Source organism: Nocardia sp. NPDC003693 (assembly GCF_053981095.1).
Genome location: NZ_JBSFNO010000014.1, coordinates 19,322 through 44,748 on the forward strand (window position 1 = coordinate 19,322; position 25,427 = coordinate 44,748).

Consider the following 25,427-nt stretch of genomic DNA (forward strand, 5'->3'; position numbering starts at 1 on the left):
TCGCGCCGGGCCACCCACTCACGTCCAGGTGAGCCCGGGACCGAGCTGGGCAGGTGCGGCGTCGATGCCGACGTCGACGGTGGCGGCTCGGTCCCGCCAGCGGTACAGCCGCGCACCGGTGGGTAAACGCCATGCCGCGCACGGCAAGTCGGGCAGCACGTACCGGTCCAGGGTGACCGTGTGCACGACCACCCCCGAGCGGGGTGCGGATGCCGGTGGGCTCGCACTCGGCGCGTTCGAGACCTTCGACGCGGAACATGCTCGACATCATCGTCCGCCCGGGCGCGCGGGCTCCACCGCATTTCCGGCGCCGGGCGTACCGGGCGGCCGGCTCCCGTTCGGTGGCGAGTGGGTTGGACAGCGACTGAAACGTGTTATAGTCAGACCCTTCGCACAGGGCTTTGCGCAGCCCTGCATTCACCCACCGGGATTCACCGGAATTGTTATTCGAGCATTGCCCGATAACGCTGTCGCAGTAGGTTTCCGAATTCTCGCAAGCAATTTTTCGAAAACCTGGACGCACGCCCAGTTTCACCTGTTTACTAGGTCCCCGGGTGGCCCGAATCACCCCCGAGTTTCCGCAGAACTCGGCAGCTTTGTGGTGTCCCGTGACAGCTGCGGGACGAAGAGGAGAAAGAATGTTCCGAACTCATCGGATCGCCGCGATCGCAGCGTCGGCCGCTTTGGTTTCTGCGGGCTTGACCGTCGGCGTCAGCGCGGGCACCGCCTCGGCCGCCGAGGGCTGCGAGGTGCGCAGCTACCAGACCAAGCAGGACATCAGCACGGTCGGTATCAAGCACATCTACGAGAAGATCGCCAGCGCCGAGACCGTCGGCGTCGGAACGGCGGTGACCTACACGATCATCATCGGCACGACGAGCATCGGCAATCCGTACGTCAACACCATCACGGACTTCCCGCCGTCGGGCTTCGGCTCACCGGTCAAGACCACCATCACCGCGTACCACCTCGTGGGCGGCCAGCGCACCGAAGAGGTCACCGCCAGCCCCAACGGGGCCGGCTGGAAGGTCACCAACACCGGCTGGTTCGTCAACTCCAGCAACCCGCTGACCATGGACATCACCTACATCGTGCCCGGCAACCTGCCCAAGGGTCAGCAGATCACCAGTGGTGGCGTCGGCGTGGCCGGCACGGTCGGCGTGAGCAACGAGATGCCGAACCTGACCGCCTGCTTCACCACTCGCGCCCCCAACGCGGGTGAGGGCGTGGTCGGCAGCCTGGGCAACAACGGCCTCGGTTCCTCCGACGGACAGCTCAGCTCGACCGGCTCCTTCAGCGACGTCATCGCCGACGTGATCAAGAAGTACATCGGCAGCTGATCACCACCGGCGGCCGGTGTCCCGCGGGACGCCGGCGGCCGGCCCGGTCTTGCCGGCGAGTTCTACGAAAGAGCGCTTTGTTCATGAAACACCGACTGTGGGCACTGCTCGCGAGTTCCTGCCTCACCGCCGCACTGGCTTTCGCGGTTCCGGCGGTCGATCCCGCCGTCGCCGGTGCGGATCCCACCGAGGCCGAGGTCGTGCGTGTCGACAAGGCGAACCCGCGGCAGCAGACCATGCACGTGTTCTCCCCCAGCATGGGCCGGACCATCGCGCTGCAGGTACTGCTCCCCTTCGACAACAGCGTGCCGCGTCCCACGCTGTATCTGCTCAACGGCGCGGGCGGCGGCACCGGCATGGCGACCTGGTACCGGCAGACCGACATCGTGCACTACTTCGCCACCAAGAACGTCAATGTGGTCACCCCCGTGGACGGCTCGTTCTCGTACTACACCGACTGGCAGCGTGACGATCCCGCGCTCGGCCGGCACAAGTGGACGACGTTCCTGACCAGCGAACTGCCGCCCGTGCTCGACGCCGCCCTGGGCGCGTCCGGCGCGAACGCCATTGCCGGGGTGTCGATGTCGGCGTCCTCCGCGCTGAACCTGGCGATCGCCGCCCCCGACGTCTACCGCGCGGTGGCCTCCTACAGCGGCTGCGCCTCCACCTCCGATCAACTGGGCCGCGAGTACGTCGGACTCGTGCTCGAGCGCGGTGACGCCGACCCCCGCAACATGTGGGGCGAGGACAACGATCCCGCGTGGCTGGCCAACGACGCGCTCGTCAACGCCGAACGCCTGCGCGGCAAGACGATCTACATCTCGTCCTCGACCGGACTGCCCGGACCCGCGGACACCCTCGACATGGTCGGCGGCCAGGCGTTCACCCTGGCGAACCAGATCATCCTGGGCGGGGCCATCGAGGCCGCCACCAACGCGTGCACCGTGCGCCTGGCCGAGAAGCTCTCCACGCTGGCCATTCCCGCGACGGTCGAATTCCGGCCCACCGGAACGCATTCGTGGAAGTACTGGGAGGACGCGCTGCATCGGTCGTGGCCGGTGCTGGAAGAGGCGCTCACCCGCTGATGCCGCACGGCTGACACCGAAACCGCCTGCGCGCGGCCCGATCCGGTGAAAATCCACTGGTCGGGCCGGGCCGGTGATCGTTACAGTGCGGGCATGACACGTTTGAATCAGATTGTCGCCGTGGAGAAAGGGATCAAGTCCCGAACCTTTTCCGAGCTCACCGACGCCCATCACCAGCTGGCGAAGAATCCGCTGCTGACCGGTATTTCGCGCACCTACCGGCCCAAGGACGAAGAGGGCGAGCAGCTGCCGCCCGAGTCGACGCGGGTGCAGGTCAAGGCGGACGCGGTGCTCGAGACCACGGCGCAGATTCTGACCAAGCTGTTCGACGTGGTGGCGACCAAGGATTGGGCCAACTGCGCGGCCACCGCCGACGTGGTGGTCGACGGGCGCACGCTGGTGCGCGACGCCCCGGTCACCTATCTGCTCTTCCTCGAGAAGCAGCTGGTCGACCTGCACACCTTCGTGCGCAAGCTGCCGGTGCTCGACGCCGCCGAGTCCTGGGAGTACGACGCCTCCGCCGACTGCTACGCGACCGAGCCGGTACAGACGGTGCGCACCAAGAAGATTCCGCGCAACCATGTGAAAGCCGAAGCGACGGACAAGCATCCGGCGCAGGTCGAGGTCTACCACGAGGACGTCGTCGTGGGCTACTGGCGCACCATCAAGTTCTCCGGCGCGCTGCCCGCCAAGCGGGTGAACGAACTGACCGAACGGGTCGAAAAGCTCCAGCAGGCGGTGAAATTCGCCCGCGAGGAGGCCAACAACGCCGAGATCACCCAGCAGCATCCGGGTGCGGAGGTCTTCGGCTACCTGTTCGCCCGATAATCGGTTGGCAGCGCCCGCGGCACCGGCTAATGTCGGTGCCGCGCAAGAGCGCAAGCTGAAACAGAAGCTCTGTGTCACAGGCACCACAACGGTCCAGTGGAGGTTCGAATCCTCCCCCTGCCATCCACCCGGCGGGGTAGCCCAACGGCAGAGGCGCCGTGCCTTGAAACTCAGATTATCGCTCGAGCTTCAGCATTTTCCACCGAACGCCGAATCGAACGAACGGTTTGTCAACGTAGAGGTTGCGGGTTCAACTCCCGCCGGCTCAGCCACCAATGGGCCGTAGCTCAATCGCAGAGCACTACGTCCTCAAACTCAGACCGTTCTCCACCGTGTCGGCGCGTTGCAAATGGGTGGACACCGGAGCCCCGAGGCAGGCTAGCCCTCGGGGCTTCCCCATGTCCGCACCATCACCCGGCAGCACCCGATATCAGTGTTGAACCGCACCGGGATTCGGGCCCCGGGAACGCTATGCTCGTTGCGATCATGCGAGACGAGGGCCACAGCATTCCCTCCGGCTCGGGTGTGCGGCACCGGAGCGACTCGGGACCGCCGGCCGAGGTGGCCGCTCCGGGGAGTGAAGGCTGGCTCATGGCACTGCGGCGATGGAAGCGGACGGCGCTGGGGACGCTGTACCGGCTCAGCTACGGGGAGCGGGGCGTGGTGTACGCCGCGCCGAACGCGGGGGCGCCGCCGGGGAATTCGCTGGCTTTTCTGGAATACGAACCGCGGGTGCTGGGCGAGCTGGACGGGGCCGCGCTGGCGGAGCTCGCCGCCTTTCCCGGCACGCTGGCGCGTGCGGAGCGGGCCGAGTTGCTCGCGCGGGCGGCGTGGCCGTGCGGGGTCGTCGAGCAGGACGGTTCCGGCGCGATCGCGGGATTCCTGATGCCGCTCGCGCCGCGCGTGTTCTTCCTCGACGCCGGGAACGATCACGCACCGCCGGTCGCGGCCCGCTTCCAGTACCTGCTGGACGCCGACGGGCTGGTGGCCGCGCGCGGCATCGCGCTCACCGACCGGCACCGGTACGAGCTGCTGGCCGAGGTCGCCGAAACGCTGAAACTGCTGCACCGGCATCGTGTTTCGGTCGGTGATCTCGCGCCGCGGAACCTGCTGTTCGCGCTGCGGCCCGCGCGCCGGGTGTATCTCACCGGGTGCGACACCGCGCGATCGGGCGCGGTGTCGGTGAGCCCGCAGGCGGAGACGCCGGGCTGGGACGTGCGCTCGATCGGATCGGGCGAGCAATCGGCCACGCCGTACTCCGACGCCTACAAACTCGGCCTGCTCGCGTTGCGAATGCTCTCCGGGGACCCCGCCACCCGCGACCCCGCCCGGCTGCCGCCGTACACGCCCGCCGCGATCGTGCGGCTCACCCGGGCGGCGCTCTCCCCCGCGCCGGGGATGCGGCCGGTGCCCGAGGAGTGGATCTCGGCGCTGGCCGAAGCACTCGATCCGGCGGTCGAGGCCGCGCACGTGACCGCCGTCCTGCCGCGGGTGCCGGGAAACGCGCCGGGGGACACCGCGATTCGAGGCGGGCAGCCGGGCCCGGTCGCCGAGTCGGGTGCCGCACGGGCTCGCGACCCACGCTCACGTGGGCAACACGCACCGGCCCAGGACCCACGCGCACGTTCCCACGATCCGCGGTTGCCTGCCCACGATCCACGTTCACATGCCCACACCCCGCACGCACCGGCCCACGACCCACGCGCACGCGCCAACGACCCACACTCGCCGCCCCACGACCCGCGCCCACACGCCCGGCGCCCGCGCCCACGCGCCGAGGATCCGCACGCACCGGCCCACAACCCGCACTCACGCGCCGAGGACCCATACTCACCGACCCACAGCCCGCGCTCACGCGCTCACGACCCGCACTCACCGAATCCCGACCAGCACCCATCGAATCCCGGTCAGCGCCAACCGGATAGAGACCCCCAGCCGCCTGCCCGCCGTCCCGCGGCCAAGTGGCGCGTCGCGGTGGCCACGGCCCTGGCGGTCATCGCGGCCGTCGCGGTCGCCGTCGTCCTGGAACTGCGCGGCGAGCCGGACACCACCGCGGCCGGCATCACCACCGGCGAGACCGTGAACGCCATGCCGGGCCCCGCCACCACCGCGGCAGCTCCCCCGGACGGCGAAGCCACCGGACTGGCCGAACTCCGCGCCACGGTCGCCGCCGACGACGACGCGGTCCGCCGCGAACTCGCCGAACGCTGGGTGCCGCAACTGAGTTCGAAGCGGTACGGCATGAGCGCCGAGGGCACGACCTGGGGTCACGCCGACATCCTGCGGGAGCACCGCGAGCTGCGCGGGCGCTATCCCGGCGCGCGCCTGCTGGAATCGGGCTCGTGGACGACCTACGGCGAGGACGACTACTGGGTCACCGTGGCGGGGGTTTCCTTCGCCACGTCCGGCGGCGCGATCGGGTGGTGCGCGCAGCAGAACATCGACGCCGATCACTGCTACGCGAAACTGGTCAGCACGACCCGCCCGGTGGACGGCAGCACCCGCTACCAGCCCTGACCGGCCCGCGAAACCCGGTGCCGCGCAGCCCTATCGGAGCAGATTGACGATCTGCCGGTAGGCGGTGCGGGTCGGCGGCGCGAGCTTGGACCAGGTGACAGGGCCACCGGAGGCGAGGTGGGCGTCGTAGGGAATCTCGGCGACCGAGCGCACGAACTTACCGAGGTAGGTGCGGATGTGTTTGGCGACGCCCGGCCCGTCGGTGGGGTGCTGGCGGGTCACCACGATGACGGCCTCGGCGAGGTGGTATTCGCCGTAGTTGTCGTCGAGCCAGACCAGGGCGGGGCGCAGCCGGTTCACCGCGTCGGGCCGGGCGGCCAGGGTGATCACCAGGGCGATACGGGAATCCGAGAGCAGCGGCGAGATCATGCGGTTGGTGACCGGCGCGCCCGCGTCGTACACCGGCAGGCAGCCGGCGTCACAGAGGCTGCGGTGCACCGAGGCGTAGCTCTCCCGGCGCGGCAGCGCCTCCGGGCCGCGGGGCAGGATGCCGACGCTCGAGGTGTTCTCGCCGCAGCTGTCCAGCACGGCCGAGGCCAGGCTGCGGTGACTCATGTTCAGCCAGCTCTGCACGGTGCCCGCGGGATCGATGGCATCGCACCCGCGCGAGGCCAGATCGCCGCCGGTGGCGGTGGCGTCCACCACGACCGGCGAATGCTCACGGTAGTTGTAGGAGGCGGCGGTGGCGATGCCGAGCGCGGTGGTGGTGGCGCCCGAGCCGCCGGAGCTGCCCAGCACCAGCACCGAGGGCAGATCGGCCCACAGCAGCATGCCGTTGTTGATCTTCGGGCGGACCAGGTCGGTGGGCGATCCCGGGGGCGGCGGGCGCAGCAGCAGCGAGAGGTCGGTCGGGGTGGTGGACAGCCGGGCCGGATGATCGGGGATTACGTCGAACACTGGAGATTCCTTCGTGCGAGCGGCATTCCAAGCTGCGGAATCGGGATTGTCGCGGCGTCCGCGCTGACGGCGACAGCGATGGCGTACATCGCGTGAACGATCTGGATGCAGCGCCTCGCGGGGCGGCCGACTCCACGTCGTGCCGACGTTGTTCCCCCTGCGCTACGACATATTCGATGAAATCCTCGAGTACCCGCCCCCGGCACACCCCCTACGGTCGCATTGCCGAAAGGGAGTTGCAAAACAGTTGCACAACAACCCCTTTCGATAGCGAAAGATACTACATCCGATCTCGGGGACGCGCCTGTTCGTGCGAACGATTTCACAACGAATCGCGACGTTGGCACATTGTGTCGGACAGGCGAATTCATTCTGTCTCAGACAGCTCTTGTTTCCGAGCCCGCCCCGCCGCTATCGTTGGTCGATGAACGCACCACAGTCAGTCACCGCCGCCTGTCTGCCGATCGGAGTGCAGGGCGCCGCCGATCCCCGATTCGACGCCCCGCTGCGGACCTTCGCGCGAATCTTCGCCGGGCGCAGTGGAAATGGCGGTGCGCTCGCGGTGCATCAGCACGGCGTTCCGATCGTGAACATCTGGGCGGGATCGGCCGACGCGCACGGCACGCCCTGGACCGCCGACACCGGGGCCATGATCTACTCCGCCTCCAAGGGCGTCGCGGCCACCGTCCTGGCCCGGCTCGCCGATCGCGGCCTGCTCGACTACGCCGCGCCGGTGGCCGAGTACTGGCCCGAATTCGCCGCGAACGGCAAGGCGGACATCACCGTCGAAGAGCTGCTGAGCCACCGCGCCGGGCTGTCCGCGCTGCCCGCGACCACCGTCGAGGAGGTACTGGACCACCGCCTCATGGAGGAGCGGCTCGCCGCCGCCGCGCCCGATCGCCTGCGCGGCACCCCGATCTATCACGCCCTCACCATCGGCTGGCTGATGGCCGGATTGGCCCGCGCGATCACCGGCCGGGACATGACCGAGCTGTTCCGCACCGAGATCGCCGAGCCGCTCGGCACCGACGGCATCCACCTGGGCCGCCCGCCCGCCACCGCGCCCACCCGGCCCGCGGACCTGGTCGGCTCGATGAAAACCCTTGCCGACCGCACGATTCCGGGGCCGGCCGCGGCGCTGGCCTTCCGGCTGCCGAATCTCGTACGCGCGCCGATCGCCTCGATCTACGTCCCCGGGCTGGAGGCCATCTTCCGCGGCGATCGGCCCCGCATCCTCGAGACGGCGCTGCCCGCGGGCAACGCGGTGTGCACCGCGACCGGGCTGGCCACCATGTACGGCGCGCTGGCCGCGGGCGGCACCGCGGCCGGCAAGCCCTACCTGAGCGCGCACACGGTGCGGGCGCTCGAGCGGGTGCGCACCTATCAGCTCGACCGGGCCCTGGTGGTGCCGTTCTGGCACCTGGGCTACCACAGCCTGCCCGCGCTGCGCGCCCCGCGCGGCTACGGCCACATGGGCGCGTTCGGCTCGACCGGCTGGGCCGATCCGCGCTCGGGGGTGTCCATCGGCTTCGTGCACAACCGAATGTCGCTGGGCTGGAGCGCCATCGACATGACCCTCATCGTCCCGCTCATCCACCAGATCCTGCGCGCGGCGAGCCTGCCCGCGCTCGACGCCGTGGAACGCACCGCGGGCGCGGCCTGACGCACCCCGCACCCGAGTCCGCGCCGACCCCCGGCGCGGGTCCGGATCAGCCTCCGATCGCGACTCACCCGGGAGCGGGTTTCGCGAGGCTCGCCGTAGCCGAAGGCGCTGGTAGCGGCGTTTACGGCGTTTCTCCGCCAACCAACGACAGACCATCCGGTTCCTTTGATATCTTCGGCCCATCGCGTCGCCCCTCACCGAGCGCAAGCCCGGTGTCATCGCGTGGGGGCGCACATATCGGCACCAATGTGAGTGTGGAGAAGTCGTCCGAACGTTCTGAAACAAAACAAGGGGTGTGGACCTTGTCCTTTCGAACTACGCGATCCTTCAAAGCGGCATCCGGCGCCATCGCGACGGTCCTGGCGACCGCCGCGGGAATACTCGGCGCGGCCGGTGCGACACCGGCCTACGCGAGTCCCGCCGATTGCCCCAACGTCAACGTGGTGGCCGTCCCCGGCACCTGGGAAACCTCCAGAGACGACCCCGGCCAGGGCATGCTGGCCGGGGTCACCCGCGGACTACCCGGCACCGTGCGCACCGACTACGTGAACTACGCGGCCACCGCGCTGCCGTGGGAGGGCGAGGTGTACGGCCGCTCCAAGCTCGAGGCCGTCACCAATGCCCGCGCCATGATCGTCAGAATGGCAGCGCGCTGTGCCACAACCAAGTTCGCTCTGATCGGATACAGCCAGGGCGCCGACGCCGCCGGTGATCTGGCCGCGGAGATCGGCACCGGCCTCGGTGTCATTCCGCCCGAGAAGGTGGTGGCCGTCGGTCTGCTCTCCGATCCCCGCCGCTCCCCCACCGACGTGCTCGTCGGTCCCCCGGTGCCCGGCGCCGGAGCGGGCGGCGCCCGAGTCGGCGGCTTCGGCTGGCTCACCCCGAAGGTGCGCACCTTCTGCGCCGAGGGCGACCTGTACTGTTCGGTTCCCAACGACGATCTGGCCGGCCGCTTCGCGGGTTTCATGACCCAGCTCTCGGCTCCCGATCCGCTGCAATTCCCCAATTACGCGCTCACCCTGAACGCCATTCTCGGTGAGGCGCTGCTGCCCGGCGGCAACGCCATTCTGTCGGCTCCCGCCGAGAATCCCGCCGGTGAACAATGGATGCGTCAGGTACAGGATTTCCTGGAATCCGGCGTGCACCAGTCCTATCCCCGCTACGTGGTCGACGAGAGCGGTTCCACCGCCACCGCCTGGCTGCGTGACTGGATAGCCGACGAGGCCGACGAGAACTACTGAGGCCCAGCACCATTCGCGAACTCATCCCCTGTCGTCCATCGAATTCACGGCACCGCAGGTTTCCGAAAGCGCCGCCGTGCGGGGTCCGTCAGGCTCGATGGGTGCCGGTCACCGGCACCCAACGGGACGACAGGGAGATGAGCGAGCATGAATACCGACGAGCGCGCCGCGCGGCCGAGTTGGCAGACCCGCGTGGTCACCGCCCTGGTGGCGGCGATGGGCGACCGCGAACTGTTCGGCAGTCCGGCCCGGGTGCACGCGGCGCTCGCGAAGCGGGACCGCACAACCGGCGAGGTACGCCCGCCCGCCGCCCTGGGTAAACACGCCGCGGTCACCCGCGAGGAATTCCGGGACTGGCCGGTCTTCCGCGTCACCCCGCCCGGGCCGGTACGCGACACCGTCTTCTTCCTGCACGGCGGCGGCTTCATCCGGGAAATCGTGGGCGCGCATTGGAAGTTCGCCGCGCGACTGGGCCGGGAGCTGAACGCCGAGGCGATCGTGCCGATCTATCCGCTGATCCCGCACGCCGGGGCGGCCGAGATGGTCGAGGTCACCGCCGCGCTGCTGGCCCGCACCCTCGCCGAACGCGGCCCGGGCCGGACCTTCGTGATCGGCAATTCCGCGGGCGCCGGATTGGCGCTGGCCGCGACCCAGGCCCTGGCCGCCGCGAACGGCCCGCGCCCGGCGGAACTGATCCTGATCTCCCCGTGGCTCGACGCCTCGATGTCACACCCCGATATGCCCGCCCTCGAAACGGTCGATCCCTTCCATCGGACACCGGGATTCGCCGAGATCGGCCGCGTCTACGCGGACGGCCTGGACGTGCGCGATCCCCGGGTGAGCCCGCTGTTCGGGCCGATGGCCGGCCTGCCCCCGCTCACGGTGTTCAGCGGGACCCGGGAAATCTTCCTCACCGACGCCCGGGGACTCGCCGAGCGCGCCGAGGCCGCCGGGGTCGCGGTCGACTACCACGAGGCGCCGGGCCAGCCGCACAACTACGCCCTGTTCCCGACCCCTGAGGGCCGGGCGGCCCGGGAGGTCATACTGGCGGCCTGCCGCGCGCGCCGGCCCGCCGGGCAACCGCGCTGAGCCGGGCCGCCGCGTCGAAGCACACCGAAACGTGTTCGGCCGCCGCGGATCTCGCGGCGGCCGAACACGTTCAGAGAGTCAAGCGCTACCGCGCGCCGGCCGGGGCGGCCTCGCGGTCGTCCGCGGGCAGGTGCGGGTACGTCGGGTACTCGATGCCCGAGATGTACTGCACCGTGCGCACGACCTGGCAGGAGTAGCCGAACTCGTTGTCGTACCAGAGGTACAGGATCGCGGTGTCACCGTCGACGATGGTGGCGTTGGCGTCCACGATCGAGGCCGCGCGCGAGCCGATGAAATCGCTGGAGACGACGTCGGTGGCGGCGGTGTAGTCGAGGTTGCGGCTAAGCGGACCGGCCAGGGAGACCCCGCGCAGGTACTCCAGCACCTCAGCCTTATCGACCTCGCGGCGCAGCTGCAGATTCAGGATCGCGACCGAGACATCCGGCGTGGGAACGCGAATCGAGTTGCCGGTGATCTTGGCCTTGAAGTCGGGCATGGCCTTGGCCACCGCGGAGGCCGCGCCGGTCTCGGTCAGCACCAGGTTGAACGGCGCCGACCGGCCGCGGCGATCGGCCGGGTGGAAGTTGTCCAGCAGGTTCTGATCGTTGGTGAACGAGTGCACCGTCTCCACGTGCCCGCGCACGATGCCGTACTCGTCGTCCATGGCCTTGAGCGGCGGCACGATGGCGTTGGTGGTGCAGGACGCGCAGGACACGATCTGCTCGGACTGATCCAGCGTGCGGTGGTTGACCCCGTGCACGATGTTGGGCACGTCGCCCTTGCCCGGCGCGGTGAGCAGCACCTTGGCGATGCCGGGGCGCAGGTGCTGGCCCAGGCCGGCGCGATCGCGCCACTTGCCGGTGTTGTCGATCAGGATCGCGTCGTTGATGCCGTACGCGGTGTAGTCGATGGCGGCCGGGTCGTCGCTGTAGATGAACTTGATGACATTGCCGTTGGCGATGATCGTGTCGTTGTCCGCGTCGACCTTGATGGTGCCGTTGAACTGACCGTGCACCGAGTCGCGGCGCAGCAGCGAGGCGCGCTTGGCCAGATCGTCCTTGCCGCCCTTGCGGACCACGACCGCGCGCAGGTTCAGGCCGTTGCCCGAACCGCTCTTCTCGATGAGCAGGCGGGTGACCAGGCGGCCGATGCGGCCGAAGCCGTACAGCACCACGTCGCGCGGGCCCTGGGCCTCGGCCTTGTTCGCGCCGGTGATCTCCGAGAGCACGTCGGCGGTGAACTCGGGAACGGTGAGACCGCGGTCGTCGGCGCGGTAGGCCATCACCAGCCGGCCCAGGTCGATCTTGCTGGGGCCCAGGTCGAGGGTGGTGAGCACCTCGAGGAAGGGCAGGGTCTCCTCGATCGAGAGCTCTTCGCCCTCGATCTGGCGCGCGAAGCGGTGGGTGCGCAGAATGCTGATCACCGATTTGTTCACCAGCGATCGGCTGTGCAGCAGGATGGTGACGCCCTTGTCCCGGTACAGCCGTCCAATGATCGGAATCATCGCCTCCGCGGAAGCTTCGTGGGCGTTCCAGCGGTCAAGATGGTCGGTAGTCAACACACGTCCTCAGGGGTTTCCTCGATCAGTACGACTGATCGATGCTAACCAGGTCCGCACTATCACAGAGCCCCGCTACCCCCCTGTGAGGTCGATGTTCACCCGTTTCGGGCCGGCGCGACGCGGGCGCGCGGCCGTTCCGGGGCGGTGCGATCGGCGGCGAATTCGCGGTATTCCGATTGGCCCGCATCGACTTCCGTGTTCGGCGCGAGCCGCCCGGCCGGAGGCTCGGCGGGCGGCGCGGCGCGAAGGAAGTGGATTCCGCCACACTCCGGTACCCGGGAATCATGACCGGCGCCCCGGCGGGGTCGGCGACCGCCCGCGATCGGCGCGGACGCGGCCCCGGGCACCGGTTCCGAGCTGGCCGGACCCGGACCGCAATCCCGTAGTCTGCCTTCATGATCGACGTCGGAGCATTGCGCGCGCTGCGATCGGTGGCCGAACTGGGGACCCTCGCGCAGGCCGCCGAGGAGCTCGGCTTCACGGCCTCGGCGGTCTCCCAGCAGATCAAGCGGCTCGAGCGTCAAATCGGCGTGGCGGTGCTCGCGCCCGCCGGGCGCAAGGTCGTGCTGACCCCGGCCGGTCAGGTCATCGTCGAGTCCGCGCCCGAGGTCTTCCAGGCGCTGGAACGGTGTGTCGCCGCCGCGCAGTTGGTCTCCCACGGCGAGCCGACCGGAACCCTGCGCGTGGTCGCCTTCTCGACCGCCATTCGCGGGCTGCTGGCACCGGCCCTCGCGCGACTGTCCGCGCGCCACCCCGGCCTGCAGGTGCGCATCACCGAACAGGATCCCGACCGCGCACTGCACAGCGTGGACGCCGGCACCGCGGATCTGGCCCTCGTGCACGACGCGGACGGGCTCTCCGCCGCGCTGCCGTCGGCGCTGACCCGGCGCCTGGTGGACACCGACCTGGGCGATGTCGTCATGGCGCGCACGCATCCGCTCGCCGCGCTCGACCGACCGCTCACCCGCACCGATCTCGCCGGGCACGCCTGGGTCACCAGCCCGCCGGGATCGGTGTGCCACCAGTGGTTCCGGCGACTGTTCGCCGAGGCGAGCGAGGACCCCGACGTCCGCCACCTCATCGACGACTTCGCGACGCAGTTGTCGCTGGTCGCCTCCGGTGCGGTCATCGCGCTGATTCCGCGGCTGGCCCGGCCGCCGCTGGGTGCGGAGCTGGTGTCGCGACCGCTGCTGCGGCCGCCCAAGCGCGAGGTGTACGCGGCGTGGCGGACCAGCTCGGACTCGAGTCCCGCGATTCAGGCGATCCTGGCGGAGTTGAGCTCGGAAACCGCCGGCCGGACCGGCTGACCCGCGCTCAGCTTCGGCACATGACGGATTCGACGAGCCGGCGCACCGGACCGGAGAAGTCACCGGCGGCGTCGGTGATCGACAGCGAGATGCTGTAGCGCCCATCCGGACTGCGCAGGGCGCGCGAGCCGAACCCGTTCACGTACCCGGTGTGGCCCTGCCCCACGCAGCCGTCGCCGAGCCGGAACTCGTACAGTCCGAGCCCGTAGTCGTAGGTGTCGTTCACGTGCCGGAACGCGCGCATCTCGGCCAGGAGGTGCGGCGCCAGCAGCCGGCCGCCCAGCAGGCCGGCGAAGAACGTACTCAGATCCCGGGTGGAGGAGACGATTCCGCCGGCCGCCCACACGTACGAGGGGTTCTGGTCGGTGACGTCGAGCAGGCCGCCGCCGTAGTCGTAGTAGCCGTGCGCGTGCGGGCCGAGCACCCGGTCGAAGGTCTGCGGCACGCCGGTGCTCAACATGAGCAGCGGCAACGTGATCCGGGTGTAGATGTTGACGTGATACGGCAGCCAGGACGCCTTCTCGATCAGCATCCCCGCGACGATGTAGTTGGTGTTCGAATACGCCCAGTCGCTGCCGGGCGCGAACTCGAGGGGTTTGTCGGTGGCCCAGCGCACGAAGTCCGAGGGCTGCCAGGTGCGCCGGATGTCGCCGAGCGAATCACCCACCAGCGGGGCATACCCCGAGCCGCCGTTGAGGTAGTCGAGCAGGCCGCTGGTCTGGGCCAGGATCATCCGCACCGTGATGCGCGGATCGAAGCCGTACTCGGGCAACCATCCGGCGACGTTGTCGTCGAGGCCGATACGGCCCTCACCGACGAGCTGCAGCAGGGCGGTCGCGGTGAAGGTCTTGGTGATGCTTCCGACGCGGAACCGAGCGCCGACCGGAATCGGCTCGTTGCCGCCCAGCCGCACCACCCCGGCCGTCCCGTCCCACGGGCCCGCCGGTGTCTCCACGTGGGCCTGCACCCCCGCCGCGCCCGAGGCGACGATGTCCTCGAGGGCCCGCTGCCAGCCGCCCGGATCGGCGGCCGCGGGGGTTTCGACGACGCCCGCGAACATCATCGCGGCGGACAGGACGAGCAGCACTCGACGCATTCCGAGCACGGTAATCGGGGTTGGTCCGCAAACCGGGGCGACACGCTTCGCTATCGCTCGGCGATCACCCGGCGCGCATGCCTCGACCCGGTACCGGCAGCCGCACCGCGCCGGCCCGTGACGGACCTTCTCCCCTCCTATGCGGAGTGCCGCCCGGGCGTGGGGTTGCCACACGCCGCGACGCCATACCCCCGGCCAGCACCCGGCGACCGATTCACCGCGCGCAGGTGTCGTACTTCGCGCGGAGCTTGCGCTGCAGCTCGATCGCCTCGGGGGTGTAGAAACGCCCGGGTTCCTGCTCGCGCGCGCCGCGGTCGTGCCGGTAGCCGCACCCGCCGACGTCCACCACACCCGCGAACCGGAGCTCGCCGGGGTCCAGGCCGCCGCTGTGGTCACCCCAGGAGAGCAGGAGGTGACTCTCCTTCGGCGGGCGCAGGATTGCGATGACCTGTTCGAGGTGGGCCTCGGCGGTCGGCGGATGGGTCGCGTCGACCGACAGCCGGGTGACGGTGTCGCCACTGACCGCGATCGACCCGCTCGTCACGGGCAGCTCGGAAAGCCGCTGGCGCACAATCGATTCCTGATCCACGGTGAACGGGAACGTGACCTGCCAATCGCGCTGTTCGATGTGCCCGGGACGGAAGTGCGCCGTGACGAGGAGATCGCCGAAAGCCGTGCGGGCGGCGACGATCGCCGCGTCCGCGGATTCCACGTCGAACACCGTGAGCGAGGAGGCGGGAGTCGCCGGATGTCGCGGCCATTCGAGCCTGCCGACGGGCAGCAGTTCCCGAAACCGCCGCACCCGGCGGGTGTCGTCGATGATCGAATCGGCCCACAGCTCGGCCCCACGCCCGATCGTGGCGAACTCGGCCACGGTGAATTCGGTCGTGCGCTGGTACCCGTCGAAGTCGGGCCCGGTCAGCTCGTCGATGCGTGCGACAACAGCCCCGATCTGGTCCTCGGACGCGGTGGTCATCCCCACGTCCAGGTCGAGCCGGCTGCCGTAGGAGAACTCGTTGGTGTAGTTGACCGACAACCACTGCACCCCGGGCATGGCCCGGATCTCCGTCTCCAGCCGGTCCGCCTCGGCCTGCCGATCGGGTGCGGTGACGCAGGCGGCGAGCCCGGTGATCGCGACGACCGCGACGCAGCCGGCGACAACGCCTCGGCGCACGGCGTTCACCGTCCCGGACGCGACCGTCCCCACTCGAACCATCCGCCGTCCCGTCCGCGCTCGGAGCCCGCCGCCGCGCCCGACGATCGGGCGCGGCGCGAAGTGTCAGTAATCCAGGGCGTGTTCGGGCTGGCACACATCCAAGGGGGACGGGAGGTACCGAACCATGGCGTCCAGGAGCGGGGCGATGTCGTTGCTCTTGGGCGCCGCGCTGCACAGGATCGGCACGAGATCGCCGATGCGGGTGCGTCGGCGGACGCGGTGGTGGAACTGGTTCAGCGGCAGCTCGCCGGCGTGCGAACCGGGGACCGGGTGGTCCAGGACCGTGTCCACCAGTGCCCGGTACCGGCTTTCGGCGAGGTTCCACTGCGGTCCGTAGAGCTCGGCGGCGAGGGGTTGCAGGGCCAGGATCTGAACGAGATCGATGACGCCGTCGAAGTTCGCGCCCGTGCCGATGGGGATCTGCAGCGGGAGCGGGGTCGCGCCGCGGGTGTCGGCGATGGTGCGCACGCAGCGGTCGAAGTCGGCGGCGGGATCGTTCAGGCCGGTGATCAGGCAGAGCCGGGCCACCTGGTGATCGTCGGCGATCCGCAGCAGGGTTTCCAGGCGCGGGCCGCGGAACCGGCCGGCGTGCACCACGACGATCAGCCCGTCCGCCACCCGCAGGGCGCGCTCGAGTTCCGCGAGCGGCGCGCACTCGGCGACCTCGGCTACCCGAATGGTGTGATCGACCCGCCCCGGCGCCCAATGAATAACAGGTTCCGTGCTGGTCCGAGGTTTGCCGGAGCGCCGGAGCAGGTGGTGGACCACGCGCCCCGTCTCCTCGGGGTCACCGACGATCGTGACATTGCGGATCGATTGCGGATCAATAGCTTTGGTGCCCATCGCGTTGTGGTACTCCAGGTCGGGGCGAGGACGCGGCATATCCTCCAGCCGTCTTCACCGTACCCGCGCGCACGCGGGCGCGGAACGGATTCCCCCTCCCAAAATAGAACGTGTTCCTATAACGTCGGCTTGTGCAGAAAGAACAACGCCCCGCCGTGGCCGACTGGTTCACTGCGGATGACGGTCAGGTGCGTCTGCAGGGAACCCGGTGCAACGAGTGCGGCACACCGTACTTCCCGAAGAACACCCTGGCCTGCCGTAATCCGCAGTGCTCCGGTCCGCACGACGGCACCGAGCTCGCCGAGTACCTGTTTTCCACGCGCGGCCGCATCTGGTCGTACGCCGATGCCCGGTACAAGCCGCCCGCGCCCTACGTCTCCCCCGATCCCTTCGTGCCCTACGTCGTCGCGGCGGTGGAGCTCGAGGTCGAGAAGATGGTGATCCTCGGGCAGGTCGACCGCAGTTTCACGGTCGACGACCTGGCCGTCGGCATGCCGGTGGAACTGACCATCGGCACGCTGTACGAGGACGACGACGCCGAGCACACGGTGTGGATGTGGAGGCCGGTCAATGACTGACACGAATCGCGACATCGCGGTCCTCGGCGCGGGTATGCACCCGTGGGGCAAATGGGGCCGCAACTTCGTCGAATACGGGCTCGTCGCCGCGCGCGCGGCGCTGGCCGACGCCGGGGTGAGCCATCGGGACGTGGGCTACATCGCGGGCGCGGACACCATCCGCAACGGCTACCCGGGCTTCGTCTCCGGCGCGACCTTCGCCCAGGCGCTGGGCTGGTCCGGCGCGCAGATCTCGAGCAGCTACGCCGCGTGTGCCTCCGGCGCGCAGGCCATCGCCAACGCGCGCGCCCAGATCCTGGCCGGGCTGACCGACGTGGCGCTGGTCGTCGGCGCGGACACCACCCCGAAGGGCTTCTTCCAGCCGGTCGGCGGCGAACGCCGCGACGACCCGGACTGGCTGCGCTTCCACCTGCTCGGGGCGACCAACCCGATCTACTTCGCGCTCTACGCGCGCCGCCGCATGGCGCTGCACGGCGCGACCCTGGACGACTTCGCCGCGGTCAAGGTGAAGAACGCCAAGCACGGGTTGAACAACCCCAATGCCCGCTACCGCAAAGAGGTTTCGGCCGAGGAGATCGCCGCCTCGGCCATCGTCTCGGATCCGCTGCGCCTGCTCGACATCTGCGCCACCAGCGACGGCGGCGCGGCACTGGTGCTGACCTCCATGGATTACGCACGCCGCCACGGCATCACGGATCCGGTGCGGATCTCGGCGCTGTCCACGGTCACCCCGACCTTCCCGAAAACCGTGCTGGATCTTCCGGATTTCGCGACGGACTCCGCGGTGGCCGTCGAACCGCCGGCGCGCACCTTCCGGTCCTCGCTCGCGCACGCCGCGTACGAGGAAGCCGGCCTCGGGCCCGAAGACCTTTCGCTCGCAGAGGTTTACGACCTGTCGACGGCGCTCGAACTCGACTGGTACGAGGACATCGCGCTGTGCGAGGAAGGCGGCGCGGAACAGCTGCTGCGCAGCGGCGCGACGACCCTGGGCGGGCGGATCCCGGTGAATCCCAGTGGCGGGCTGGCCTGCTTCGGCGAGGCCATCCCCGCCCAGGCCATCGCCCAGATCTGCGAGCTCACCTGGCAGCTGCGCGGTCAGGCCGACGGGCGTCAGGTCGAGAACGCCACCGCGGGCATCGCGGTCAACCAGGGGCTGTTCGGGCACGGTTCGGCCACCATCGTCACCCGGTGATGTGATCCTCGAAAACCCGGGTGCGGCCCGGGTTTTCGGGGTGCTCGCTTGTTATCGCCATCTGTCGCCTGGTGCGCTGTCGCGCGAATATGGCGTCAGTGCAATGTTTTGGCGGTCGCGACCAGCAGGGCGATGACCTCGGACATGGGGGCGGCGCATCTGCTCGTCGCGGCGATATCGGCCAGGCCCTCGGCCGACCACAGCGGCGGGTAGATCGAAAGTCCCTGTCCCAGCGTGAGTGTGCGGATCTCGTAGTGCCAGTCAGGCCAGCGCAGGTCTTCGTAGAATTCGGTGGTGCCGCCGCCGAGCGCCCAGTGCACGAAGGCCGAATGGCCGCAGCCGATCGGGGTCCACTCCAGGGTGTCCGGGCCGAAATAGCAGACCTCGCCCGGCTCGCCGGGCAGCTCGCCGCCATTGACGGCGAAGCGGCCGCCGAGCACGTCGACGGCGACGACCAGCGCGTCGGTCGGCAGATCACCGGGCCGGCGCACGCCGTTGGAGGTCGCCAGGTCGGGCAGTTCCGCGCTGCCGCCGCCGAGGATGCGCAGCCACCCGTAGTCGACCAGGATGCCGCCGGTGTTGAGCGCGAGCGCGCCGAGGGTCGAACGTGCGGTGACCTGCAAGCGAATCAGCGTGTCGCGAGCCTGCTCCGGGTCCGGCGGCAGCACGGTCACGGGGACGGTAGCCCACCTCACCAGTTCCCGAAGCTCGGGCCACGCGGGGTCTTTCACGTCCGCCAGTTCTTGAATAGCACGAATCGACGACACCCCTCGATTGTTCCACCGAACGACCGAACTCCGCTGCCCCCGCGTAACACTCGCTCCCGCACGGAGATCTTCATCCGGGGGCCTGATCGTATTCATCGGCGCATCAGGCAAACTCGAACCCGCAAACCGAACACAACCGCTTGGAGTGAACGAATGCGCAAGATCCTGTCCTCCGCCCTGCTGACCGTCGGCGCCGCGTCCGCGATCCTGGTGGTCCCCACCGGCACCGCGTCCGCGATGGACCCCGCCTGCCTGGCCGCCGCCGACATCATCAACAGCTACAGCTCCCTGGGCCCCCGCCCCTACGAGCTCGACGACGCCGCGACCCGCCTCCGCGCGATCGAGGCGACCGGCGACGTGGATGCCGCGATCGACGCCTACGCCGACGCCCTCCAGAGCCGCGACAACTCGATGGTCGGCCAGGCCGTGGTGGTCCTGAACGGGATGTGCGCCCGGACGGCGTAAGCCTCCCCTTCCGCAGCCATGCCGGGCCGGGTCGCGCTACGCGCCCCGGCCCGACGTGTCGGTTGCTCCTGACGATCGGCCCCGGACCGAAGACCGGCGACCGGCCGAAGAGTGCAGGCTGTGATAAACCGGAGGTGGACAACATCCGGGGGCGAACAGATGTCGATCTCAGCGCAACACCCTCGCGCGGTAGTACAGAGACTGCCTGCGCGACAACCGATCACAGATGCCTTCGAACAAGCCCGCCCGGGCCCGCAATCGAGGTGGGCAAGCCAACGTGACCATCTCTCGAATTGGCTGGCGCAATACGGGACGCCGGGCTACTACGATCGTCAGCACCCCGGCCAGGACGCCAAGTTCTTCTACACCCACTTCAAATGCGCACCCGGCCTGCTCTGGCTGGCGGAGGCGCTGGGCGAAAACCCAACTCGCCTGCGGGAAGCCATAGACCGGGTAGACGCGGCCGGGAGCAACCTGGCCCGCCAGTGCGGCGCATTTCGCGCGGTCATTCCCTGGCCACGCATCGAGGAACTACTCGCCGGGCGTACTGCACCGATCGCCGGTCCCGTGGGACAGAAACAGCCGCCAGGATCAGCGCTCAGCGACAGGTTCCGAGAAGCCGCATGAACGAAACCCCCCGATGGCAACACTGCCTCTCGTCCGACCGGAGAACCTGCCCGGTGCCCCTCGCACTAGTGGGTCCACACCACTCAGCGATATGCGAAGTTGAGGAAAGCCAGTGGACGGATGTCCGGCGAGTGCTCAGCTAGAGACGGCTGCCCCACGTTGCCCCACGAACTACCCCCTGGGGCAAAGAAAACCGGCAGACACCCGAAGGCACCTGCCGGTTCATGGTGGGCGCAGAGGGGATCGAACCCCCGACCGCTGGTGTGTAAAACCAGTGCTCTACCGCTGAGCTATACGCCCGGATTCCCCGGCGCGAGGCCGAGATCCGGATCAACCCCGGCCAACAAACCGGGGCGACGGGTTATGAATCTAGCGCGGCGAGGGCTTTCTCCCAAGCCTGCTGGTCACGGGCCTCGCCGGGGCCGTTCATCTCCGCGAAACGGATGATCCCGTCCTTGTCGACCACGAACGTCCCGCGGTTCGGGTAGCCGGACTTCTCGTTGAAGACGCCGAAGGCGGTCGCCACCGCACCGTGGGGCCAGAAGTCGGACAGGAGGGGGAACGTGTAGCCCTGTTCGGCCGCCCAGATCTTGTGGGTGGGCGGGGGGCCTACGGAGATCGCGAGGATCTCGGCGTTGTCGTTCTGGAACTTGGGGAGCTCGTCGCGGACCTTGCACAGCTCACCCTGGCAGATGCCGGTGAACGCGAGGGGATAGAACACCACCAGGACGTTCTTCTCGCCGCGGTAGTCCGACAGGGAAACTTCCTGGTTGTTCTGGTCCTTCAACGTGAAGTCCGGTGCGAGCGTGCCGACTTCGAGTGGCATGCGGGAACCTCCATCCTGTCGGGGCAGTCGTAGACGGCGCGCCACACGAGGTGGCGCGCCGTCTACCGGAAAACCTTACGGAAGCGGCGGGTCAGCGCTGCTTCGAGGGCGTCTTGGGCTGCACCAGGCGGCTGCCGGACCAATCACCGAGGCTGATCGACGAGGTCTGGGTCAGGCCGGCCGGCTGGGCCGATTCGGCGATCTCCGCCGGATCGACATGGCCGGAATGCCCGGTCTTGGGGGTCAGGACCCAGACGATGCCGTCATCGGCCAAGGGGGTGATGACATTGAGGAGCTCGTCGACCAGGTCGCCGTCACCGTCCCGCCACCACAAGAGCACGACGTCGACGACCTCATCGGTGTCCTCGTCGAGCAGTTCCGACCCGATGGCCTCTTCAACGGCGGCCCGCAGGTCGTCGTCGGTATCGTCGTCCCAGCCCAGTTCCTGAATCACCATTCCGTGTGAAATGCCAAGCTTCTGAGCGTAGTTCTGCGCGTCCGCCGCGGCGACCACGGTGGCGTCCTCCTCAACTCCAGACAATAGGTAGATGCAAGCGAACATGGTTATGGGCCGCAGCGCAAGCCGATCGGCCGAATTCGCACCCTAAATGTCGTATGTGAGCCTCGAATCGCCGCGACCTCACCGCGCCGGGCACGCGCTCCGCACGGCGTTCAAGGCGTCGTTGACCTGCCGACTTGCGTCGTTGAGCGGCCCGACGAGCGCAGTACTGGACATTTTGCGCACTTCGGTCGCCAGTCCGCGCGCGGCGACCACGTAGTCGGTGAACTTCTGCGCCAGCTCGGTGGGCAGGTCCGCGCCCGAGGCGGTCACCTGAGCCTCGACGGTCTTCGCGGCCTCCTCCAGCGCGGTGGCCGCGGTGTCCCGCTTCTCGGTCTGATCCGGCGCGTTGGCGTCGTGCGCGTCGACGAAGTCGTTGTAGCGATCCACAGCCGTGCCGGTCGTGGTGCGGAACGGGGTGCAGTTGTCGGCCGTCGCCTTGGCCTCGGCCGCCGCCTTCTTCGACGAGCTCGCGGCCGCCGACGACGTCGCCGCCTCGGCCCGATACGCGGTCGCGTCGGCCTCGTTCACCGTCGGCGTACCCTCGATTTCGTTGGCGCAACCGGCCAAAACCAGCCCGAAACCGACCGCGGCTGTGGCGCAGACCAATCCGAACCTCCGCGGGTTCAGCTGCTTCATCGTCCTCCCCTTGCTGCCTCGGCCGGTTCCCTGGAAACCGTACGCGATTCCCGACTGACATGATGACCTGGGACGCACCATGCACGAGGATGTGAGGTGCGCCCTGGACCAATCGTTACGGGTATGCCGCCCACCAGCGACAACCCGGGGTAATGACGCCTTATCAGATGTCTCATCCCTGTGTACGAGGAGCAATCGTCTTGACCGACCTGATGCACCCGATTTCTTCGTCGAGTCCCACAAACGGCACGGCACGAAAAACCCCGGCGGGGGGCCGGGTCCGAGTGATCCGCGAGGGGGTGGCGTCATACCTTCCGGACATCGATCCGGAGGAAACCAGCGAATGGCTCGACTCCTTCGACGAAATGCTGAAGCGAGAAGGCCCCGGCCGCGCCCGCTACCTCATGCTGCGTCTGCTCGAGCGCGCCGGTGAACGCCACGTCGCTATTCCGGCACTCACCTCCACCGACTACGTCAACACCATCCCCACCGAGAACGAACCCTGGTTCCCCGGCGACGAAGAGGTCGAACGCCGCTTCCGCGCCTACATCCGCTGGAACGCCGCGGTCATGGTGCACCGCGCGCAGCGACCGGGAATCGGTGTGGGCGGCCACATTTCGACCTATGCCTCTTCCTCGGCACTGTACGAGGTGGGCTTCAACCACTTCTTCCGCGGCAAGGACCACGCGGGCGGCGGCGACCAGATCTTCATCCAGGGCCACGCCTCCCCCGGCGTGTACGCGCGCGCCTTCCTCGAAGGCCGCCTGAGCGAGGATCAGCTCGACGGCTTCCGCCAGGAGTACTCGCACGGCGGCCCCGGCGCCGGCCTGTCGTCCTACCCGCACCCGCGCCTGATGCCCGACTTCTGGGAATTCCCCACGGTCTCCATGGGTTTGGGCCCGATGAACGCCATCTACCAGGCGCGCTTCAACCACTACCTGCACGATCGCGGGCTCAAGGACACCTCCGATCAGCACGTGTGGGCGTTCCTGGGCGACGGTGAGATGGACGAGCCCGAATCGCGCGGGCTCATTCAGGTCGCCGCCAACGAGGGCCTGGACAACCTCACCTTCGTCATCAACGCCAACCTGCAGCGCCTGGACGGCCCCGTCCGCGGCAACGGCAAGATCGTGCAGGAGCTCGAGGCGTTCTTCCGCGGCGCCGGCTGGAACGTCATCAAGGTCGTGTGGGGCCGCGAGTGGGACGCCCTGCTGCAGGCCGACCGCGACGGCGCGCTGGTGAACCTGATGAACACCACCCCCGACGGCGACTTCCAGACGTACAAGGCCAACGACGGCGCGTACGTGCGCGAGCACTTCTTCGGCCGCGACCCGCGCACCAAGGAACTGGTCAAGGGCCTCTCGGACGGCGACATCTGGAACCTCAAGCGCGGCGGCCACGACTACCGCAAGGTCTACGCGGCCTACGCGGCGGCCATGGCGCACAAGGGACAGCCGACGGTCATCATCGCCAAGACCATCAAGGGCTACGGCCTGGGCAAGCACTTCGAGGCCCGCAACGCCACGCACCAGATGAAGAAGATGACGCTGGACGACCTCAAGGCCTTCCGCGACGTGCAGCGCATCCCGATCACCGACGAGCAGCTCGAGAAGAACCCGTACCTGCCCCCGTACTACCACCCCGGCATGGACGCCCCGGAGATCCAGTACATGATGGGCCGGCGCGCGAACCTGGGCGGCTTCCTGCCCGAGAGGCGCACCGCGGCAAAGCCTCTGCAACTCCCCGGCGACGAGGCGTACCGCACCGTCCGCAAGGGCTCGGGCAAGCAGAGCGTGGCCACCACGATGGCCTTCGTGCGCCTGATGAAGGAACTGTTGCGCGACAAGGAGATCGGCAAGCGCATCGTGCCGATCATCCCCGACGAGGCCCGCACCTTCGGTATGGACTCGTGGTTCCCGTCATTGAAGATCTACAACCGCAACGGCCAGTTGTACACATCGGTCGACGCCGATTTGATGCTTGCCTACAAAGAATCCTCGGTCGGCCAGATCCTGCACGAGGGCATCAACGAGGCCGGATCGACCGCGTCGTTCACCGCGGTCGGCACCTCGTACGCCACCCACGGCGAGCCGATGATCCCGCTCTACATCTTCTATTCGATGTTCGGCTTCCAGCGCACCGGCGACGGTCTCTGGGCCGCCGCGGATCAGATGGCGCGCGGTTTCGTCCTGGGAGCAACCGCCGGGCGAACCACGCTGACCGGTGAGGGCCTGCAGCACAACGACGGTCACTCGCTGCTGCTCGCCTCCACCAATCCGGCCTGCGTGCCCTACGATCCGGCGTTCGCCTTCGAGCTCGCCCACATCGTGCGGGACGGCCTGCGCCGCATGTACGGCGGCGGCGTCGGCATCACCGGTTACCAGGAGGCCCTGCCGGGCACCGATCCCGAGGCCCGCTCGGAGCATCACGAGTTCGGCGGCGAGGACATCTTCTACTACATCACCCTCTACAACGAGCCGCAGTCCCAGCCGGCCGAGCCTGAGAACCTGGACGTGGAGGGCCTGCTCAAGGGCATCTACCTCTACAAGCGCGGCGGCGAGGGCGCGGTGCGCGCGCAGATCCTGGTCGCGGGCGTCACCATGCCCGACGGCCTGCGCGCACAGCAGATGCTGGCCGAGGAGTGGGGTGTGCAGGCCGACGTCTGGTCGGTGACCTCGTGGGGCGAACTCCGCAAGGAGGCCCTGGCCAAGGAGATCGCGCGGCTGCGGCATCCGGACACCGATCCGGGACAGCCCTATGTGACACAGGCGCTTTCGCAGGCCGAGGGTCCCTTCGTGGCGGCCTCGGACTGGATGCGCGCGGTGCCCGATCAGATCCGCCAGTGGGTTCCGGGCGAGTTCATCTCCCTCGGCACCGACGGTTTCGGCTTCTCCGACACGCGGCCCGCGGCACGCCGGGTCTTCAATGTGGACGCGGCATCGATCGTGATCGCGGCCCTGTCGGGATTGGCCAAAGCGGGCAAGATCGACCAGGCCACGCTGGTGGAAGCCGCCGCCCGCTACCGGATCGACGACGTCAACGCCGCGCCGAAGGCGGCACCCGGTACCGAAGGCGGAGACGCATAACGCAC

At 68.8% G+C, this 25,427-nt stretch carries 22 protein-coding genes and 1 tRNA gene; 12 read left to right on the forward strand and 11 right to left on the reverse strand.

Annotation, left to right across the window (positions count from 1 at the left end):
* Positions 1-18: 18 nt before the first annotated feature.
* Positions 19-186: a hypothetical protein gene (locus tag ACWDOP_RS17415; protein ID WP_456345912.1), complete on the reverse strand. Its 168-nt coding sequence runs from the start codon at positions 184-186 to the stop codon at positions 19-21.
* 497 nt (positions 187-683) lie between these two features.
* On the opposite strand from ACWDOP_RS17415, the gene ACWDOP_RS17420 reads away from it, so the two are divergent.
* The 4 genes from ACWDOP_RS17420 (at position 684) to ACWDOP_RS17435 (ending at position 5,770) form a co-directional block, all read left to right on the forward strand.
* Positions 684-1,340, forward strand: a complete 657-nt coding sequence (locus tag ACWDOP_RS17420; RefSeq protein WP_456345913.1) for a hypothetical protein — start codon at positions 684-686, stop codon at positions 1,338-1,340.
* Positions 1,341-1,423: 83 nt separating this feature from the next.
* Positions 1,424-2,425, forward strand: a complete 1,002-nt coding sequence (locus ACWDOP_RS17425; RefSeq protein WP_456345914.1) for an alpha/beta hydrolase — start codon at positions 1,424-1,426, stop codon at positions 2,423-2,425.
* 93 nt (positions 2,426-2,518) lie between these two features.
* The gene (locus tag ACWDOP_RS17430; RefSeq protein WP_454201139.1) at positions 2,519-3,253 is read left to right on the forward strand and encodes a DUF7873 family protein; all 735 of its coding nucleotides are present in this window, start codon (positions 2,519-2,521) and stop codon (positions 3,251-3,253) included.
* 591 nt (positions 3,254-3,844) lie between these two features.
* Positions 3,845-5,770: a hypothetical protein gene (locus ACWDOP_RS17435; protein WP_456345915.1), complete on the forward strand. Its 1,926-nt coding sequence runs from the start codon at positions 3,845-3,847 to the stop codon at positions 5,768-5,770.
* Between the two features lie 30 nt (positions 5,771-5,800).
* Here the strand turns inward: ACWDOP_RS17435 and ACWDOP_RS17440 are convergent, their stop codons facing one another.
* On the reverse strand, positions 5,801-6,667 hold the full coding sequence (locus tag ACWDOP_RS17440) for a MinD/ParA family ATP-binding protein (protein ID WP_454201141.1): 867 nt from the start codon (positions 6,665-6,667) through the stop codon (positions 5,801-5,803).
* A 424-nt stretch (positions 6,668-7,091) separates the two neighbouring features.
* Here ACWDOP_RS17440 and ACWDOP_RS17445 point away from each other — a divergent pair, with 424 nt between their 5' ends.
* The 3 genes from ACWDOP_RS17445 to ACWDOP_RS17455 all read left to right on the forward strand — a co-directional run bounded on the left by ACWDOP_RS17445 (position 7,092) and on the right by ACWDOP_RS17455 (position 10,660).
* On the forward strand, positions 7,092-8,330 hold the full coding sequence (locus tag ACWDOP_RS17445; RefSeq protein WP_456345916.1) for a serine hydrolase domain-containing protein: 1,239 nt from the start codon (positions 7,092-7,094) through the stop codon (positions 8,328-8,330).
* A gap of 302 nt (positions 8,331-8,632) precedes the next feature.
* Positions 8,633-9,571, forward strand: coding sequence for a cutinase family protein (locus ACWDOP_RS17450; RefSeq protein WP_456345917.1), 939 nt, complete (start codon positions 8,633-8,635; stop codon positions 9,569-9,571).
* Positions 9,572-9,718: 147 nt separating this feature from the next.
* Positions 9,719-10,660 carry an alpha/beta fold hydrolase gene (locus ACWDOP_RS17455; RefSeq protein WP_456345918.1) on the forward strand — a complete coding sequence of 314 codons (942 nt, stop codon included), beginning with the start codon at positions 9,719-9,721 and terminating at the stop codon, positions 10,658-10,660.
* 85 nt (positions 10,661-10,745) lie between these two features.
* On the opposite strand, the gene ACWDOP_RS17460 is transcribed toward ACWDOP_RS17455, so the two are convergent.
* A complete protein-coding gene (locus ACWDOP_RS17460) occupies positions 10,746-12,218 on the reverse strand; it encodes a glyceraldehyde-3-phosphate dehydrogenase (RefSeq protein ID WP_454201145.1) in 1,473 nt (490 codons plus the stop codon).
* 398 nt (positions 12,219-12,616) lie between these two features.
* Between ACWDOP_RS17460 and ACWDOP_RS17465 the strand changes: the two genes are divergently transcribed.
* On the forward strand, positions 12,617-13,528 hold the full coding sequence (locus ACWDOP_RS17465) for a LysR family transcriptional regulator (protein WP_456345919.1): 912 nt from the start codon (positions 12,617-12,619) through the stop codon (positions 13,526-13,528).
* Between the two features lie 7 nt (positions 13,529-13,535).
* Here ACWDOP_RS17465 and ACWDOP_RS17470 read toward each other — a convergent pair whose 3' ends face one another.
* From ACWDOP_RS17470 to ACWDOP_RS17480, 3 genes are all read right to left on the reverse strand, one after another.
* Positions 13,536-14,624 (reverse strand): serine hydrolase domain-containing protein, encoded by a 1,089-nt coding sequence (locus tag ACWDOP_RS17470; RefSeq protein ID WP_456345920.1) that lies wholly within the window; start codon positions 14,622-14,624, stop codon positions 13,536-13,538.
* 214 nt (positions 14,625-14,838) lie between these two features.
* Positions 14,839-15,831 carry a hypothetical protein gene (locus ACWDOP_RS17475; protein ID WP_456345921.1) on the reverse strand — a complete coding sequence of 331 codons (993 nt, stop codon included), beginning with the start codon at positions 15,829-15,831 and terminating at the stop codon, positions 14,839-14,841.
* A 72-nt stretch (positions 15,832-15,903) separates the two neighbouring features.
* On the reverse strand, positions 15,904-16,722 hold the full coding sequence (locus tag ACWDOP_RS17480) for a GTP-binding protein (RefSeq protein ID WP_456345922.1): 819 nt from the start codon (positions 16,720-16,722) through the stop codon (positions 15,904-15,906).
* Between the two features lie 92 nt (positions 16,723-16,814).
* Here ACWDOP_RS17480 and ACWDOP_RS17485 point away from each other — a divergent pair, with 92 nt between their 5' ends.
* Entirely contained in the window at positions 16,815-17,261 is a 447-nt protein-coding gene (locus ACWDOP_RS17485) for a Zn-ribbon domain-containing OB-fold protein (protein WP_456345923.1), read from the forward strand.
* Positions 17,254-18,453, forward strand: coding sequence for a lipid-transfer protein (locus ACWDOP_RS17490; RefSeq protein ID WP_456345924.1), 1,200 nt, complete (start codon positions 17,254-17,256; stop codon positions 18,451-18,453). Before ACWDOP_RS17485 ends, ACWDOP_RS17490 begins: the two co-directional genes overlap by 8 nt.
* A gap of 95 nt (positions 18,454-18,548) precedes the next feature.
* Here the strand turns inward: ACWDOP_RS17490 and ACWDOP_RS17495 are convergent, their stop codons facing one another.
* Positions 18,549-19,316 (reverse strand): DUF2625 family protein, encoded by a 768-nt coding sequence (locus ACWDOP_RS17495; protein WP_456345925.1) that lies wholly within the window; start codon positions 19,314-19,316, stop codon positions 18,549-18,551.
* 57 nt (positions 19,317-19,373) lie between these two features.
* Between ACWDOP_RS17495 and ACWDOP_RS17500 the strand changes: the two genes are divergently transcribed.
* Positions 19,374-19,685 (forward strand): hypothetical protein, encoded by a 312-nt coding sequence (locus ACWDOP_RS17500; protein ID WP_454201153.1) that lies wholly within the window; start codon positions 19,374-19,376, stop codon positions 19,683-19,685.
* 852 nt (positions 19,686-20,537) lie between these two features.
* On the opposite strand, the gene ACWDOP_RS17505 is transcribed toward ACWDOP_RS17500, so the two are convergent.
* From ACWDOP_RS17505 to ACWDOP_RS17520, 4 genes are all read right to left on the reverse strand, one after another.
* A tRNA-Val gene (locus tag ACWDOP_RS17505) sits at positions 20,538-20,612 on the reverse strand.
* Positions 20,613-20,673: 61 nt separating this feature from the next.
* Entirely contained in the window at positions 20,674-21,138 is a 465-nt protein-coding gene (locus ACWDOP_RS17510; protein ID WP_454201183.1) for a peroxiredoxin, read from the reverse strand.
* Positions 21,139-21,229: 91 nt separating this feature from the next.
* Positions 21,230-21,652 (reverse strand): DUF3052 domain-containing protein, encoded by a 423-nt coding sequence (locus ACWDOP_RS17515; protein ID WP_454201444.1) that lies wholly within the window; start codon positions 21,650-21,652, stop codon positions 21,230-21,232.
* A gap of 126 nt (positions 21,653-21,778) precedes the next feature.
* Positions 21,779-22,336, reverse strand: coding sequence for a hypothetical protein (locus ACWDOP_RS17520; RefSeq protein ID WP_456345926.1), 558 nt, complete (start codon positions 22,334-22,336; stop codon positions 21,779-21,781).
* A gap of 212 nt (positions 22,337-22,548) precedes the next feature.
* Here ACWDOP_RS17520 and aceE point away from each other — a divergent pair, with 212 nt between their 5' ends.
* The gene (gene aceE, locus ACWDOP_RS17525) at positions 22,549-25,422 is read left to right on the forward strand and encodes a pyruvate dehydrogenase (acetyl-transferring), homodimeric type (protein ID WP_456346018.1); all 2,874 of its coding nucleotides are present in this window, start codon (positions 22,549-22,551) and stop codon (positions 25,420-25,422) included.
* Positions 25,423-25,427 lie beyond the last annotated feature (5 nt).